At 61.7% G+C, this 13709-nt stretch carries 12 protein-coding genes; 5 read left to right on the top strand and 7 right to left on the bottom strand.

From position 1 onward, the window contains the following. From BJF89_RS09610 to BJF89_RS09625, 4 genes are read right to left on the bottom strand one after another with little or no spacing between them, the layout of a single operon-like run. Positions 1-771: an alpha/beta fold hydrolase gene (locus BJF89_RS09610; RefSeq protein WP_075814307.1), complete on the bottom strand. Its 771-nt coding sequence runs from the start codon at positions 769-771 to the stop codon at positions 1-3. 12 nt (positions 772-783) lie between these two features. After that, the gene (locus tag BJF89_RS09615; protein WP_075814309.1) at positions 784-1338 is read right to left on the bottom strand and encodes an amino acid synthesis family protein; all 555 of its coding nucleotides are present in this window, start codon (positions 1336-1338) and stop codon (positions 784-786) included. Then, positions 1338-1970: an amino acid synthesis family protein gene (locus tag BJF89_RS09620; RefSeq protein ID WP_075814311.1), complete on the bottom strand. Its 633-nt coding sequence runs from the start codon at positions 1968-1970 to the stop codon at positions 1338-1340. The genes BJF89_RS09615 and BJF89_RS09620 overlap by 1 nt, the downstream gene beginning before the upstream one ends. Next, positions 1967-2686, bottom strand: a complete 720-nt coding sequence (locus tag BJF89_RS09625) for a GntR family transcriptional regulator (protein WP_075814313.1) — start codon at positions 2684-2686, stop codon at positions 1967-1969. The genes BJF89_RS09620 and BJF89_RS09625 overlap by 4 nt, the downstream gene beginning before the upstream one ends. Before the next feature lie 227 nt (positions 2687-2913). Between BJF89_RS09625 and BJF89_RS09630 the strand changes: the two genes are divergently transcribed. From BJF89_RS09630 to BJF89_RS09640, 3 genes are read left to right on the top strand one after another with little or no spacing between them, the layout of a single operon-like run. Beyond that, complete coding sequence (locus tag BJF89_RS09630) at positions 2914-3876, top strand: flavin reductase (protein ID WP_075814403.1); 963 nt, start codon at positions 2914-2916, stop codon at positions 3874-3876. Positions 3877-3908: 32 nt separating this feature from the next. After that, a complete protein-coding gene (locus BJF89_RS09635) occupies positions 3909-5366 on the top strand; it encodes an NAD-dependent succinate-semialdehyde dehydrogenase (RefSeq protein ID WP_075814315.1) in 1458 nt (485 codons plus the stop codon). A 48-nt stretch (positions 5367-5414) separates the two neighbouring features. After that, positions 5415-7379 (top strand): BCCT family transporter, encoded by a 1965-nt coding sequence (locus BJF89_RS09640; RefSeq protein WP_083650618.1) that lies wholly within the window; start codon positions 5415-5417, stop codon positions 7377-7379. Between the two features lie 85 nt (positions 7380-7464). Here the strand turns inward: BJF89_RS09640 and BJF89_RS09645 are convergent, their stop codons facing one another. From BJF89_RS09645 to BJF89_RS09655, 3 genes are all read right to left on the bottom strand, one after another. Then, positions 7465-8733: an ammonium transporter gene (locus tag BJF89_RS09645; protein WP_075814317.1), complete on the bottom strand. Its 1269-nt coding sequence runs from the start codon at positions 8731-8733 to the stop codon at positions 7465-7467. 166 nt (positions 8734-8899) lie between these two features. Beyond that, positions 8900-10072 carry a tyramine oxidase subunit B gene (locus BJF89_RS09650; RefSeq protein WP_075814319.1) on the bottom strand — a complete coding sequence of 391 codons (1173 nt, stop codon included), beginning with the start codon at positions 10070-10072 and terminating at the stop codon, positions 8900-8902. Positions 10073-10226: 154 nt separating this feature from the next. Continuing rightward, entirely contained in the window at positions 10227-11531 is a 1305-nt protein-coding gene (locus BJF89_RS09655) for an allantoate amidohydrolase (protein WP_083650619.1), read from the bottom strand. A gap of 177 nt (positions 11532-11708) precedes the next feature. On the opposite strand from BJF89_RS09655, the gene BJF89_RS09660 reads away from it, so the two are divergent. Further along, a complete protein-coding gene (locus BJF89_RS09660; protein ID WP_222843822.1) occupies positions 11709-12941 on the top strand; it encodes an FAD-dependent oxidoreductase in 1233 nt (410 codons plus the stop codon). Positions 12942-13021: 80 nt separating this feature from the next. Then, on the top strand, positions 13022-13709 hold a 688-nt coding region (locus BJF89_RS09665), incomplete at its 3' end, for an XRE family transcriptional regulator (RefSeq protein WP_083650633.1).

Genomic DNA, 13709 nt, shown 5'->3' on the forward strand with positions numbered 1-13709 from the left:
TCAGTGGTGAAGCTCGATGGCGCGGCCCACGTTCTGCCGGATCAGTGCCGCCAGGTGGTCCGGATGGGTATCAGGGATCATGTGCCGGGCGTCGCTGATGATGTGGACGGGTGTGCCGGGGATCCGCTCAGCGATACGTCTGCTCATCTCAGGTGTCGACCCGGGATCGAATTCGCCGGTGACCGCGAGGACGGGTATCCCTATCCGGTGGAGCTCCGGCTCCAGCTCTTTGTCGCCTTCGGCGAAGACACGGTAGGCGTGCAGGTAAGAACTGACGTCGTTCGCTAGCAGTATCTGTCGTGTCCGCGTTCGAAGCGCCGGGGCATCCGGAATGCCGGGCTCATCTGGGAACCAGCGTTCCAGTGCTTTCTGTGCGCTCTGCGGAAAGTCCATGGCTGCTGTGTCCAGGCGTTGCAACACGGCGGCTGTTTCCTCGTCTGTTCTGGCACAGACGGAACTGACGCAGGTAAGGGAAGCGACTCGTGCCGGGTAGTGTACGGCGATGTACTGCGCTATGAGGGACCCTAGTGAGAAACCGACCAGATGGGCTGGTTCATCGGGATCCCCGGGAAGCCGCCCCACGACGTCGGCGGCCAATTCCGCCAAGCTGGTGGGAGCTGTCAGCGGGGGCTGACCGCCGTGCCCGGGCAGGTCGAGAGCGATGACCGTGCCGACGGCATCCCCTTCGCTGTCGGTCAGCGTGGAAATAACGGCGTTCCAGATGCTGGCGTCGAGGCCGACGCCGTGGAGTAGAACGATGGGATATCCCATGGGAACGACCCGCTACTTCGTTTCCGTCGAGAGATCCGCGAGACGCTGCTGGGGCCGCCCGGTACCCGTACCTCCGAGAGCGATGACGATCTCGTCAGGATGGGGGGCGTCCGCGACCCGGCACTCCACAGTCTGGTGGTGAGAGCGGATCGTGGCATCAGTGAAGTGCTTCAGCGGCATGTCGAAGGAAGCTCCCGAAACACCTCGGCGCTCGACGGCGGGCAGGAGTGTGGAGGCGTCGGCGGCGTCCCGGAAGTGGTTGCCGAACTTCAACGTATGGATCAGAGCGGAGCCGTGTTCGATCTCGCCGTTGGTACCGACGATTGCGGCTTTGCCGTAAGCCTCGAGGGGGACCCCCAGTGCTTCCATCACTCGGGGAGCCAGGAGAGCCCCAAGATCTGAAGCGTTGGCGTCGATGCCAGGCGCTAGGTCGTCGACGAAGCCTTGGCCCGCCCACGGGTTCTTGATGACCGCCGCAACGACGACGACTCGTTTCACCGGGTCGACGTCGCGGCCGCCCTCGGAGAAGATCTCGTCGACGGTGGTGGTGAGTTTACGGAGTTCCATTAGATGAGTCCTTTCAGGATGTCAGTGGTGACCGGCTGATCGGTGCGCCGGTCACCGATACGGGGGAACGGCCGGGGTCCGGTGGATGCCGCAGCGATCACGCAGATCTCATCGGCGTGAGGTGCATCAGCGAGGTTCACGTCGATCGTCTGGTAATGGTCGCGGTTGGCGGCGTGGGTCTTGTGCCACATCGGCACGTGTACCGATGTGCCCTCCGGCACCCTCCCGTCGGTGAAGCAGATGATGGACGTACCGCCCAGCAACTCGCGGACGAGGTTGCCGAAGTACGGGGTGTGGACGAGCGCTCCAGCGTGCTCGAGCTCGCCGTCGGTGCCGACAAGCGCGGCTTTTCCGAAGGCCTCGATGTTGTCTGCCCCGCCAAGCGAATCAGTCAAACGCTGTGCCAGGAGTGCCGCCAGGACCGGGGCCACGGTGCGAGTCTCTGTGGACAGGTCCCTCTCTGGCCCGCTGCCGACCCAGGGATTGCGAAGTACCGCGATAGCCGCGGCCTTGTGTACAGGCTGGGCCAGGCTTCTACCAGTCTCGGCGACGACTTCCTCATGTGCCAGCGATAGTCTTCGCACACCGAGACTGGCTCCCAGTTCCTCGAAGGTAGTTGGTTTGTCTGTCATCTTTTCTCCTCTGTGTGGTGGTCGGCTGGGACGCCCGGTCCGAAGTCATCACCGAAACTCTGGTAGAGCGCAGCACGGCTCGACGCCCCGACATGCGCCCGCATCGCCATCTCTGCGCCGTAGGGATCCTTGTCCCGGATTGCCGCAAGTACGTCGTGATGCTCCCGGTCTGACTCGCTCAGGCGTTTGGGATCGGTCACGGTCTTCTTGACGAGGTGGTCGTATGCCAGCTGATTCATGAGCCAGCCGTAGGTTTCGTAGAGCTTTTCGTTGTCTGCGCCGCGGACAAGTGTCCAGTGGAACTCGCTGACCAGCTGTGCGTACCGGGCACTGTCACCCTGCTGGGCGGCGTCGTCGGATTCGAGGACGTTTCGCTCGAGAACATCAAGTTCGGGTACTCGACCGCGCTGTGCCATAAGGCTTGCGGCCAGCCCTTCGAGGGATTCCTTGAGTTGGAAGAGCTCGATGATCTCGCGTCGGGTCGGCTCTCTGACGAACGTCCCTACTCGCGGCCGGATCTCGACCAGCCCGATCATCTGCAGGGCCTTGAGCGCTTCACGGACAGGCGTTCGGCTGACTCCGTATTCCTCAGCGAGCGAGGTCTCCGGGATCTGCTCTCCTGGGGCGAATTCTCCGGTGACGATCCGAGCTCTGATTCGCTCGTGGAGTGTCAGTTCAGGTGCGGGAGCCGACGTGCTCGAAGTCGTATGTTGCATACAAGGAATGTAACCCGAGAGTGCGATGTAATGCAAGGTTCCGATTGGATCGACGCAGAAGTCATGCTCCTATGCAGTTCAAAGCCACTTGCTCTGAACGCTTGACGTGATGCTCGACACTCTCTATCGTTTGTTGTGTGCAACGTAACGCTAATGTTGCATACAAGAGACGCGTTGTGTCCGGCAGGTTGGACGACGCCGGGCACCTGCATAAGAGAGAGGTGGGCATGAGCCACGATCTGAAGAAGGCCATCACCGAGGCATGGCACGCGGCATGGGACAAAGGTGACGTCTCGGTCTTCGATCAACTCACGGACGACAACTTCCGTCGCAAGAGTGCGCACTCGGGAGGTCTGATCGATCTGGAGGCAATCAAGACCGACATCCTGGGGATCCGTGCAGCGTTCCCCGATTTGACGACCGTCGTCGATCACATCGTCATCGACGGCGACGACCGTGACTGTAAAGCTGCGGTGTACTGGCATTCCACGGGTACGTTCACTGAACCCCTAGGCGACGTGCCACCCACTGGAACCAGCGTTGTGACACATGGTTCCAACCTTCTCACCTTCGATGCAGGCAGGATCATCCTCGAGGAAGCTACCTGGGACCCCAGTGCTCTGCTTGCCGATCTCGGTCTCAAGTCTCTTGCCTCGGCATTCGATCAAGAGAATGAGTCAGTAAGCGACAATTTGGATGGGGAACCGACCAAGGATGCCTTGAAGGCGTTCAACCGTCAGTTCATTACGGGCGTCACCGTGGTGACTGCCATGGACGCGGAAGGTAAACCGCGGGGTCTCGCCGTGAATTCCTACAATTCCGTGTCCTTGGAGCCCCCTTTGGTCATGGTCTGTGTACAGAAGTCCTCATCGACCTACGCATCTCTGTTCCAGGCGAGCCACATGGGGATCAACATTCTCGGTGGTAGCCAACGTGACACCTTGCGAACATTCGCGTCGAAGGGGGCCGACAAGTTTGCTGACCTCGACTGGCATCAGGGGCCCAACGGATCCCCACTGCTGGATGGATCATCGGCGTCCATCGAGGTCGAGATCAAAGAGCGGTTCCAGGCACATACTCACACGATCTTTGTCGGACGGGTGCGCTCAGCTGAAGCCACTGAGGACGACCCGATCATCTACAAGGCGGGGCAGTTCTTCGACAGCTCCGATCTCACTCCGCTCGACTGAGCTGGCTAGTTTCCCGAAAGGCGAACCACCGTATGTCACTGCCCACCGCTGTACCCACTGGCGTTCTCATAAACGGAGAATGGCGCGAGTCCTCCGACCGCACCAGCTTCGAGGTCCATAATCCCGCTACTGGCGAGACTATCGCTACGTTGTCGTCGGCTACCTCGGAGGATGCTGTGGCTGCTCTTGACGCCGCCTGTGCAGTGCAGGACCAGTGGGCCCGGACCTCCCCGCGGACACGCTCTGAGATCCTGCGCCGCGCTTTCGACCTGGTCCGCGCCCGTGCCGAGACATTCGCGACCCTGATGACCCTGGAAATGGGCAAACCCCTTACCGAAGCCCGCGGAGAAGTCACCTACGGTGCCGAATACCTGCGCTGGTTCGCCGAAGAAACCGTCCGCCACTACGGCCGGCACACCGAGGTCCCTGAAGGCACGCTGCGCATGACCACCCGGCATAAACCCGTCGGCCCGTGTCTGTTGATCACTCCCTGGAACTTCCCGTTGGCGATGGCGACCCGCAAGATCGCCCCGGCGATCGCCGCCGGCTGCACGATGGTGCTCAAACCCGCCAAACTCACTCCACTGACCGCCCAGTACTTCGCACAGACACTCCTCGACGCCGGGCTTCCCGCCGGGGTGCTCAACGTCGTGTCCTCGGCAAGTGCTTCGCAGATCTCGGAGCCGTTGATGGCTGACCCGCGGCTGCGGAAAATCTCGTTCACAGGATCGACCCCGGTGGGGGTGACGCTGCTGAAAGCAGCGGCGGACAATGTGCTGCGCACCTCCATGGAACTCGGTGGCAACGCTCCGGTCATCGTCTTCGACGATGCGGATATCGACGCTGCTGTTGATGGGGCGTTGGCAGCCAAGACTCGTAACGGCGGGGAAGCATGCACCGCGGGTAACCGCATCCTGGTTCACGAGGCGATCGCCGCGGAGTTCACCGACAAGTTTGCTGCGAAGATGACTGCCCTGTCTGTCGGCAACGGGATGCACGAGGACACCGACATCGGCCCGATGGTCGAGCCCAAAGCGGTGACGAACCTGGAGTCACTGGTCAGCGATGCGTTGGCCCGTGGTGGTAGGGCGATCACCGGGGATGCGCCGATCACCGAGCCGGGGTACTTCTTCCGTCCGACGGTGATCGTGGATGCGCCGAGGGATGCGCGGGTGTTTCGTGAGGAGATCTTCGGGCCGATCGCTCCGATCTTCACTTTCAGTTCGGAGGCGGAGGCTGTTGCGATGGCTAATGACACCGAGTTCGGTTTGGCATCGTATGTGTTTTCGCAGGATCCGGGGCGGATGTACCGGTTGGCTGATGGGTTGGAGTTCGGGTTGATGGGGTTCAATTCCGGGGTGATCTCGAATGCGGCGGCACCGTTCGGTGGGGTGAAGCAGTCCGGGATGGGTCGTGAGGGCGGCGCTGAGGGCATCGAGGAGTACTCCACCGTGCAGTACATCGGACAACCCGACCCGTATCGGCCATAACAAGGCCCCAGAACCAGCTCAATCAACCGCAGAGACAGGATCACCGACATGAGCGACAAACCAGAAGACACAGATCATCGTAATGAACATCGTAAACGCGTGTGGAACAGACCGTCGCTGAACCCCGTTGACGCGCTCCGGACTTCGACGACCCACAGCTCTGTCGGGCTGTACCCCCACGACCTCCATCCGGGACTGGTTCCTGGCATCAGCGTTGAAGAGCAGCGCAACAGGTTCGGCCTCGACAAAGTGGTCTTCGGAATCACCGCTGCCCTCATGGTCTCGTTCATTACATGGGGGATCACGAGCCCAGAGTCAGTGGGGTCTGTGTCCTCGACAATGTTCACCTGGGCTCTGGAGCACTTCGGGTGGCTGTTGAACACAACGATGATGCTCGGTGTAATCGTGATGGCGTACCTGGCCTTTTCCCGTTTCGGGAAGATCAAGCTCGGCAAGGACGACGAGAAACCGGAGTTCTCACGTTTCGCGTGGATCGCCATGATGTTCGGCGCCGGAATCGGCGTCGGTATCTTCTTCTTCGGCCCCTCGGAACCGCTGTCGTACTACTTGAGCCCCCCGCCTGAAACCGTCGATGCCGAGAGTCCAGCGGCGCTGCACCGTGCCATGGCGCAGTCGCACTTCCACTGGGGCCTGTTCATCTGGGGTCTGTACGCGATGGTCGGCGGAGCATTGGCTTATAGTTCGTATCGTCGAGGTCGTGTGACCCTGATCAGTTCGATTTTTCGGTCGCTTTTCGGCCGACGACAGACCGAGGGCGTTGCGGGGCGGCTCGTTGACATCATGGCGATTATCGCCACGCTCTTCGGCACCGCCGCCACTCTCGGGCTGTCTGCCATCCAGATCGGACAGGGTGTGCAGATCATCTCTGGTGCTAGCGAGGTGACCAACACCATCCTCGTCGCTATCATCACCATCCTGACCATATGTTTCATCATCAGTGCAGTGTCCGGCGTCGCCCGCGGCATCCGCTACCTGTCGAACATCAACATCACGTTAACCCTCGGGCTGGTCCTCTTCGTTTTCCTGCTGGGGCCCACCCTGTTCCTCCTGAACCTGGTGCCCGCGGGAATCCTCAGCTACTTCGACAACATGCTCGACATGATGAGTCGAGGGCTGTCCTGGGGTGAGGAGACGGTTGAGTTCCAGTCGGTATGGACCGCGTTCTACTGGGCATGGTGGATTGCATGGACCCCGTTCGTCGGTATGTTCATCGCCAGGATCTCGCGTGGTCGGACGATCCGAGAATTCGCAATCGCGACGACGATCGCGCCGACTTTCATCCTCATCCTGGCATTCACTATCTTCGGCGGCACCGCCATCAGCTTCAGCAGGGAGGGCAAGGAAGGGTTCGACGGTTCAGCGTCGCCCGAGAACGTTCTGTTCTCACTGTTCAATGACCTGCCTCTCGGGGCAATTACCCCATTCCTCCTGATGTTGGTTCTCGCGATCTTCTTCATCACCTCCGCAGACTCCGCGTCCGTGGTGATGGGCACCTTGTCAGAAAGGGGGAATCCGGAACCACGCAAGGTCATCGTGGTGTTCTGGGGCCTGTGCATGATGGGGATAGCCGTGGTGATGCTCCTCGTCGGAGGAGAAACCGCGCTCACAGGACTGCAGAACCTGACCATCCTCGTCGCCATGCCGTTCGCGCTGGTACTTGTAGGTATCGCGGTGGCGTTTATCAAGGATCTGTCCACCGATCCCGCGGCGATCAGGAGGACATACGCGCAGAACGTCATTCAGAATGCCGTCATCAAGGGCCTGGAAGAGCACGGTGACGACTTCGAACTTGAAGTCTCGGCGTCATCGGATGGACGTGGAGCCGGTGCAGATTTCGACTCGACTGACCAGAGCCTCACCGACTGGTATAGGCGTACAGACGAGGAAGGTAATGAGATCGCCTATGACTATGAGTCTCGCGTTTGGGCGGATAGTGATGAACCGGTCGAAGGTAGTCATACCGGGCCTGAGGGGAATGAACCCGGGCGATAGCCGAACAACTGCCGAGAACCTGCGGTGGTGGGGTGGCATATAGGGGTGTCCCACCCGCCGTGAGACTCTCAGCAGCTTAAGGTGGTCAGCTTATTTCCGCGTCGGCCGTGCCGGTCGGTTCCATCGTCCGGTCGTAAGCCCGCTCATCGTGCAGCACGGCGTCGATGCCCCTGCCCTCGTCTTCCTCGGTGATACGGATCGGATGGATCCTGTCCATCACCCAGGCGATGATGTAGGTGATGATGAACGAGAACCCGACAGTCACCACGATCGCTACGATCTCTCGCCAGATCAGGTCTGATGAACCTCCAAAGAACACACCGGCACGTTCCGCTGGTGCTGCGGCGGCACCGAAGAATACAACGAACATCGCACCGGCCATCCCGCCGACACCGTGCACCGCGAAGACGTCCGCCGAATCATCGATCCCGTAACGCCGGGCCAGCTTGATCGCTCCGAACGCCGCCGCTGAAGCCAGCATCCCGACGAATATCGCGCCGACCGGGTGCACCGCGTCGGCGACTGGGGTGATGCCCACCAGCCCTGCGACCATGCCGGTGCCCAGGCCCATCAGCGTGTAGTGGCCGTTGACGATCCGCTGCATGATGATGAAGCCCAGCATGCCACCGGCCAGGGACAGGAGTGAGGTCAGGATGACGTACTGGGCCAGGAAGTTTGCTCCACCGGCGGTGCCGCCGTTGAAACCCATCCAGCCCATCGCGATCATCCCGGCGCCGATGAGCATCAGCGGGAGGTTGTGGGGGCGGTCGTCCTTCGTGGCGCGACGCCCGAGGAAGATCGCTAGGGCGAGGCCTGCCGCACCTGCGTTCATGTGCACCGCAGTTCCGCCGGCGTAGTCGTGCAGTCCGAGTACGTTGATCATCCATCCGCCGGTCGTCCCGGCTTCGGCGTCGTCGGCGGCGAACACCCAGTGTGCCATCGGGGCGTAGACCAGCAGCACCCAGATCGCGGCGAAGATCATCCAGGCATCGAATTTCATGCGGCCGGCGGCCCCGGAGGACACCAGGGCCACGCTGATGGCGGCGAAGAGGGTGAAAAATGCGGCGTTCAGGGTGCTGCCATTGCCGTCGTCGGTCATCAGGTCGTTGAAGAAAGCGAACTCGAAGGGGTCGCCGATCAGGCGGAGTCCGGCGACGGTGTCGCCGATGACCAGGCCATGGCCGACGAGGATGTAGACCACGGTGGTGACCGCGAGCGAGGACATCACCATCATCATCATGTTGAGGACGCTTCGTCCGTTGAGCATTCCTCCATACAGCATCGCTAACCCCGGGAACATGAGCAGGACCAGGGAGAATGCGGCGAGGATCCAGGCTACGTCTGCAGCAGGCATGAGCACTCCTTGTCAGGAATCAGTCGTAAAAGTCAGACAGTCAAGTAGATGCGAAATGTGGCGACGCAGATACCGGGCATGGACGTGGCGAAGCCGTTGTTTTCGGCCCCCGGCTTTTGCGGTGCGGTCAGGTGTTGGTACTGGCAATGGCGCTCTGGCGTGGCGGTTATGCGAGTTCGGGTTTGTCCCACAGGTTCAGGACGGTACCGATGTTCTTCTCCTCGGCAGTGGAGTACAGGTCCGTCGCCCAGGCGACATCCTCCACCGGCATACCGCCGACCGAGTACACGGTCACTGTCTCCGGATCCCAGCCGGGGGCCTTTCCTTCAGCGATGTCGGCGACGACCTCGATCTTCGACTTGTCGATCTTTCCCTCCCGAGCGAGGTCATACCATTTGGTGCCCGGGATGCCGAGCAGCACGAATGCCTGGTCGCCGTACTCTTCCTCCCACGCCTCGTACAGGCCATAGGCATCAAGCACCAGCCGGGCATCCAGGGCGAGGAACTCGTCGTCGAACCGTGCCGCAGCAGGGGCAGCCACGAGACACCCTGGCTTGAGCCACTCTTGCTTGAAGTAGGGGAAGGCTTCCGGCCCGGCGGCATCGGTGGTGGTCGAGGCCATGACGATGTCGGCGTCGGCGACCGCTTCTTCGATGGAGTTACAGCCGATGACCGTGACCTCGGGGTACTTCCCGCTGACGTAGCCGGCGAAGCCGTCGATGCCGTGCTGACTGCGGCCCTTGACCTTGATCGTGGTGATGCCAGGGCGCAGCGCCATGATCGCGTCGGTGTTGGTCCGTGCCATCACTCCCGGTCCGATGACCGCCAGGGTGGTGGAGTCCGGGTTGGACAGGTACTTCACCCCGACCCCGGGCACTGCCCCGGTGCGCACCGCTGAGAGGATGTTGGCGCTCATGATCGCCTTCGGAGCCCCGGTGGCCGTGTCGTTGAGGACGAAGACGTGGATCGAGCGCGGAAGGTCGCTCTTCCGATTCTCCGCGTTGGAGCCGTACCACTTGACCCCGGTGTTGTTGAACCGGCCGCCGAGGTAGGCGGGCATCGCCATGAAGCGGCGGTCTGGGCCGTCGTGCGGCATACCGGGGAACTGGGGATCCTCGGGGAAGGAGATCATCGCACCGTGGGAGTTGTGGTTGAGCCCGGCCATCATGTAGTCACCCTGGTTGAGCAGGATCAGGGTCTCCTCCATCACCTCGACGCAGCGGGCGATGTCGCGGACCCCGGCGGCGATCATGTCAGGTTCGCTGAGGTAGCGGAAGTTGATGGCGGTGGCTGAGTCGGCGGTGGTGGGGGTGGCGTCCGCCTGGGTTGCTGCGGTCATGTCGACAGTCTCCTAGGGTCGATGTCCATGAGTTTGATACTCACAGTATTCAATGTTGAACACTAGGAAACTTACGAGCTGGGGTTTTCCCGTCGGTGTCGACTCTGTTACCGACCCATTAACCTTGTTGTGAACCCGTTGACCACTATTGACGTCATCCTCGGCGGATCAGTTCAGCCAACGAGCGCACCAGTGCTCGTAGCCCCGCCAGGACATCCTCATTGGCAGCATCTTCGCGTGGTGAATGCGAGATCCCGTGTGGTGAGCGGATGAAGAGCATCGAGGTAGGTACCCGAGGTGCCAGAATTCCAGAGTCGTGACCGGCCTGCGTGGGAAGCTCCGGCAGGTACTCTCCAGCATCAGCGGCGAGTTTTGCGTGCATGTCTCTCAAATCGGCATCAAACTCAACGACCGGAGCGTAGGACAGTCTCGTCACCGTACAAGCGACGCCGTGGTTGTCCGCCGCTGACCGAGCTGCTTCAGTGATCGTCTCGACCAGAGTGTCAAGCGTGTCATCGTCAGCGGCGCGGGCGTCCAGTAACGCCACCACGCGGGACGGGACAACATTCGGCCCGGACGGTTCGACATGAAACCGTCCGAACGTTGCTCTGGCTTCACCTAGTGACTCCGCTGTTGAGCGCGCTGCCAATACGGTGGCCGCGAAAGGGAGCGCAGCATCATGCCGGTCAGCCAGCCGGGCAGTACCGGCATGGTCAGCTACCCCATCGAAGGTAAACTCCCAGCGGCCGTGCGGCCAGATGGCCGTCGCCACCCCAACCGGCGCCCCGTCCGCACTCCCGGGGAGAGCGCCGGCGAGATTACGGCCCTGCTCGATGTGGACTTCCACTTGGGCCCCAGTTCGGGCGAGCTCTACGGCATCTTCACCGATCGCCTGAGGGTCAGCCCCGTAGGCCTGCATTGCCTCGGCAAGGCTGACCCCGTCGACGTCGGTGAGCTGCCGTGCGGTCTCTGGCGCGATTGCGCCACTCATCAACTTCGAGCCCAGGCAGGCCACGCCGAAGCGGGCGCCCTCCTCGTCCATGTAGTCCACCACTGCCAGTGACCGGTGGGTCTCGAGCTGGCCGGTCTGCTGCGCAGCCCGAAGAACGTCGACGGCGAGGAACCCGAGAACGACACCGAGAGGGCCATCCCACAGTCCACCGTCAGGTACTGAGTCCAGATGCGAACCAGTGACAACCGAGTCCGGCTCGGGCTGTCCCCACCATGCCCTGAGGTTGCCGTTGCGGTCCATGTGGACCTCCATGCCCCGGGACGAAGCCTGGTCGGCGAACCAGTCACGCAACTGCCGATCCTCGTCGGTCCAGGAGTAGCGACGCACACCCGTGTCAGTGACCCCAATCTCAGCCAGCTCAGCCCACATTCTGCGGAAACGCTGCAGTGCGGTCTCGGTGTCGAGGTCGGCAGCAAGGTCGGCGGCAGTTCTTGCCGGATCAGTCATATCGGGCTCCTGTTCTGAGAAATGCAACGCCGCTGTTACATGGGCGTCACATCCGTTGTGTTTCATGTCAGTACACATCGATTCACAGAGAGAATCATCTTCACGATAACCGACCTTCCTCCCTGCCACAACAGCACCACGCAGGACAGGCACCATCAGTAGAAAGACACAGGATTCATGATGACCACAGCCCCGACTGGACTGCAGACCGACGTCCTCGTCATCGGCGCGGGGCTTTCCGGCTCCGCCGCCGCGTGGAAGCTCGCCGAGCTCGGCTACGACGTCATCGTCGCCGAACGCGACATCGCTGCCTCACCACAGGGCAGCTCACACGGCTCAGCCCGCATCTTCCGCTATTCCTACCCGGACCCGCTCTACACACAACTCACTGTGGAGGCGAAGAAAGGATGGGACGACCTGGAACGGCGCAACGGACGCCGACTGATCACACCGTCCGGCTCATTGGACTTCGGGAGCATTCGCAATCCTGCCGTTCTGGCGAACATCCTCGACGGTACCGGGGTCGAACACGAACTACTCAGCGCGCATCAGGCGGGGGAGAAGTGGCCCGGACTCTCCTTCGATCCCTTATGCACCGGCAGTGACCTGGTGCTCTGGCAGCCCGGTGCCGGTGTGATCAACGCTGAAGCGACAGTCAACGCCCAACTTGCCGAGGCCAAAAAGAGCGGTGCGGCAGTTCTCGAACACTGGGAGGCCGTTTCAGTCCGCCGATCGGGGAGGCGCCAGCCAGGCTACACAGTCACCTCCACCACCGGCGAGACGATTGAGGCCGGGCAGGTCGTTCTCGCTGCCGGCGGATGGGTCGCTGACCTCCTCGCGGCCGCGGACCTTCCCGACGCTTTTCTCCGCCACCTTCCCCCCGTCGAAGTCAGCCAAGAGAACGCCTACCATTTCCCCTACCGGGACGACGCCGACTGCGGCCCGGTACCCGAGGGGCATTCGACAAGCTGGCCCACATTGATCAACAAATCCCCGGATATCCAGGTCTACAGCCTGCCTGGAGGGATGGACGCTGACTTCCGTGGCCAGAAGCTCGCCGAGTACAATGCCGGACGCAAGATGTCCTCGGCTGCAGCGCAAGACGGGCGTATCGACGGCGCCAACCGCGAACGAGTCATCGAGTATGTTCGCACCATGATGCCCGGTCTTGTTCCAGAGCCCTATGCCGAGACCACCTGCCTGTTCACGAACCTGCCCGGCGAAGACTTTCTCATCGACCGCGCCGACGGCATCACCGTGGTCTCCCCGTGCTCAGGGCACGGAGCGAAATTCGCCCCACTGATCGGTGACTTCACTGCCGCACTGGTCGCAGGGGCATCGCGGGGAGACGTCAATGTGCCAACACGCTTCCGAGGCGTCTCTACCGCGTTGAAAACCGCCGTCTCATGATGACCGTGACGACTACTCCTGTGCGGGTGGCTATAGCGCACCCCAGCTCGGCTGACGCGGTGACGCTAGTATCTGTGACCATGGCCCACCGTGACAATAGTCCTGCCAAGGCAGCTGATATCTCCGACCACGAGCTTGCACCGGCGACCGAGCCCGGGGCCGATAGCCATGGAGACGGCGGAGTCGAGGATCGGTCGATCGAGGCAAGCCTCGGGCGCCGGGTACGCACACTGCGGACGTCCAGGGGCATGTCGGTCTCCGGCCTGGCAGAACGTGCCGGCCTGTCACGAGCAATGATGTCGAAGATCGAGAACGCTCAGACGTCCTGCTCGTTAACCTCAATCGCCCAGATTGCTGAGGCCCTGGATGTCCCTGTGTCCACGCTGTTTCGCGACGCTCAAGTGGAACGACCCGCTGCGTACACCCCATCAGGTACCGGCACCCGCATCAATGGTCGCGGAACCCGTCACAATCACATCTACGAGTTGCTCGGCTCCTTCCGTGGTCAGGGCGACGTGGCGTCAGGACCGCACATTGAGCCGGTGCTGGTTACTCTGCATGATCGCTCGGAAATCCATCCGCGGTTTCAGCATCCCGGCACTGAGCTTCTTTACATGCTTGAAGGTGAGATGACTTATCGTCACCAGGACACTGATTACCATATGCGGCCGGGGGACGCTTTACTGCTCGACGGCGAGGCAGTCCACGGTCCCGTGGAGCTTACTGAACTGCCCATCCGGTTCCTTGCAATTACCGCCTACCCACAGG

The sequence above is a fragment of the Corynebacterium sp. CNJ-954 genome (assembly GCF_001942345.1).
In the GTDB taxonomy this organism is placed as follows: domain Bacteria; phylum Actinomycetota; class Actinomycetes; order Mycobacteriales; family Mycobacteriaceae; genus Corynebacterium.

Bases quoted from the DNA above. Each gene is read 5' to 3' on its own strand.
- BJF89_RS09610 (WP_075814307.1), bottom strand. From the start codon at position 771: ATGGGATATCCCATCGTTCTACTCCACGGCGTCGGCCTCGACGCCAGC.
- BJF89_RS09615 (WP_075814309.1), bottom strand. From the start codon at position 1,338: ATGGAACTCCGTAAACTCACCACCACCGTCGACGAGATCTTCTCCGAG.
- BJF89_RS09620 (WP_075814311.1), bottom strand. From the start codon at position 1,970: ATGACAGACAAACCAACTACCTTCGAGGAACTGGGAGCCAGTCTCGGT.
- BJF89_RS09625 (WP_075814313.1), bottom strand. From the start codon at position 2,686: ATGCAACATACGACTTCGAGCACGTCGGCTCCCGCACCTGAACTGACA.
- BJF89_RS09630 (WP_075814403.1), top strand. From the start codon at position 2,914: ATGAGCCACGATCTGAAGAAGGCCATCACCGAGGCATGGCACGCGGCA.
- BJF89_RS09635 (WP_075814315.1), top strand. From the start codon at position 3,909: ATGTCACTGCCCACCGCTGTACCCACTGGCGTTCTCATAAACGGAGAA.
- BJF89_RS09640 (WP_083650618.1), top strand. From the start codon at position 5,415: ATGAGCGACAAACCAGAAGACACAGATCATCGTAATGAACATCGTAAA.
- BJF89_RS09645 (WP_075814317.1), bottom strand. From the start codon at position 8,733: ATGCCTGCTGCAGACGTAGCCTGGATCCTCGCCGCATTCTCCCTGGTC.
- BJF89_RS09650 (WP_075814319.1), bottom strand. From the start codon at position 10,072: ATGACCGCAGCAACCCAGGCGGACGCCACCCCCACCACCGCCGACTCA.
- BJF89_RS09655 (WP_083650619.1), bottom strand. From the start codon at position 11,531: ATGACTGATCCGGCAAGAACTGCCGCCGACCTTGCTGCCGACCTCGAC.
- BJF89_RS09660 (WP_222843822.1), top strand. From the start codon at position 11,709: ATGATGACCACAGCCCCGACTGGACTGCAGACCGACGTCCTCGTCATC.